Source organism: Mesorhizobium sp. M7A.F.Ca.CA.002.04.1.1, assembly GCF_004022805.1.
GTDB lineage: Bacteria > Pseudomonadota > Alphaproteobacteria > Rhizobiales > Rhizobiaceae > Mesorhizobium > Mesorhizobium ciceri.
In genome coordinates this window covers 1-1,633 of sequence record NZ_RZPL01000979.1, presented here as the reverse complement: position 1 = coordinate 1,633, position 1,633 = coordinate 1, and the positions used below count along the sequence as shown (strand labels likewise).

The window sequence follows — 1,633 nt, the reverse complement described above, 5'->3', positions numbered from 1 at the left end:
GTTCAAGGGCGAGCTGCTGCACTCCAGCCAGTATGCCAGCGGCGACAAATTCCGCGGCAGGAAAGTCGCCGTCATTGGCGCTGCAAGCTCCGGCCACGATGTCTGCGTCGACCTCTGGGAGAGCGGCGCCGAGGTCACCATGATCCAGCGTTCGCCGACGACAGTGGTCAAGTCGGACACGCTGATGGAAGTCGGCTTCGAGATCTTCTCGGAAGACGCACTGTCGCGCGGCATCACCACCGAGAAGGCCGACATGATCGTCGCCTCGACGCCGTTCGCGCTGGTGCCCAAGGGCCAGCAGGCGCTTTACGAGGTGATCAAGGCGCGCGACGCGGCCTTCTACGACCGCTTGCGCGCCGCCGGCTTCGCCATCGATTTCGGCGACGACGAGACCGGCCTTCTGATGAAGGCCTACCGCACCGGCTCCGGCTACTACATCGATGTCGGCGCCTCCGACCTGATCATCGACGGCAAGATCGGCATCCGCAGCGGCGTCGCCATCAAGTCGCTGACCCCGAGCGGCATCCTGTTCGAGGACGGCAGTGAACTCGCCGCCGACGCCATCATCGCCTGCACCGGCTATCAGTCGATGAACGAGAATGTCGCCGCGATCGTTTCGCGCGAAGTCGCCGACAAGGTCGGCCCGTGCTGGGGCCTTGGCTCCGGCGTCAAGGGCGACCCCGGCCCCTGGCAAGGCGAGCTGCGCAATATGTGGAAGCCGACCGCCCAGGAAGCGCTCTGGTTCCACGGCGGCAATCTGGCGCTGTCGCGCTTCTATTCGAAATATGTGGCGCTGCAGATCAAGGCGCGGATGGAAGGCATTGAGACGCCGGTTTACGGGGCGGTGAGCAACGCCGGGTAAAGTCGACCCCCACTCCGTCGAGCTTCGCTCGCCACCTCTCCCCCGATCGACGGGGTAGAGGAAGGGCGCCACACAGATCGGCGAGGGAGAGGAAGGCGCGAGTTCGCCGCCCTTGGCTCCTTCCTCTCGCTCCGGAGGGGGGAGAGGTGGCGCTGCGAAGCAGCGACGGAGTGGGGGAAGCCATTCGCCAAGCGCACAGTCCCAAGACAGGCACAAGCTGGCGAGATCAGCTAGTCGTGCCGATGCCCAAAGTGCCTCGCCGCAACCTCGACATGGGTATGCGCGGCATGCGCCACAAACCGCTCAGTCTCGCTGACATCGTTGACCGCTTCGTTCGGCCACCAGGTGCCGCCGATAACGATGCCTTCGCACACCAGTCTCTGATCGGCGACCAATGACGCGCCGACCGCGTCGACGAAGGTGAAGCGGCCCGGGCGCTGACGGAGCACGGCGACGTCGCCGACCGTGCCGACGGCCAGTGTGCCCAGGTCAGGCCGCGCGATCGCCTGCGCCGGCGCTTGCGTGGCGGCGCGCAGGACCTCGACCAGCGGCATGCCGAGCGCCAGGAGCTTCGACATGCAGACGAGGATGTCGAAGGCGGGACCGTCGACGCAGTAGAGATGCACGTCGCTCGAGATCACGTCGGGCGCCAGCCCTTCTTCGAGCATGGCGCGGGCGACGGCGAAATCGAACGAGCCCATGCCGTGGCCGATGTCGAAGATGACGCCGCGCTCGCGCGCCAGCCGCACGTCGGGCCGCACCGCGCCGGAA

The 1,633-nt window shown here is 66.6% G+C and carries 2 protein-coding genes; one reads left to right on the top strand and one right to left on the bottom strand.

Annotation, left to right across the window (positions count from 1 at the left end):
• Positions 1 to 862: NAD(P)/FAD-dependent oxidoreductase (locus ENZ75_RS31205; protein ID WP_164888153.1), on the top strand; the 862-nt coding region annotated here is incomplete at its 5' end.
• 230 nt (positions 863 to 1,092) lie between these two features.
• On the opposite strand, the gene ENZ75_RS31200 is transcribed toward ENZ75_RS31205, so the two are convergent.
• Positions 1,093 to 1,633: amidohydrolase family protein (locus ENZ75_RS31200; RefSeq protein ID WP_164888152.1), on the bottom strand; the 541-nt coding region annotated here is incomplete at its 5' end.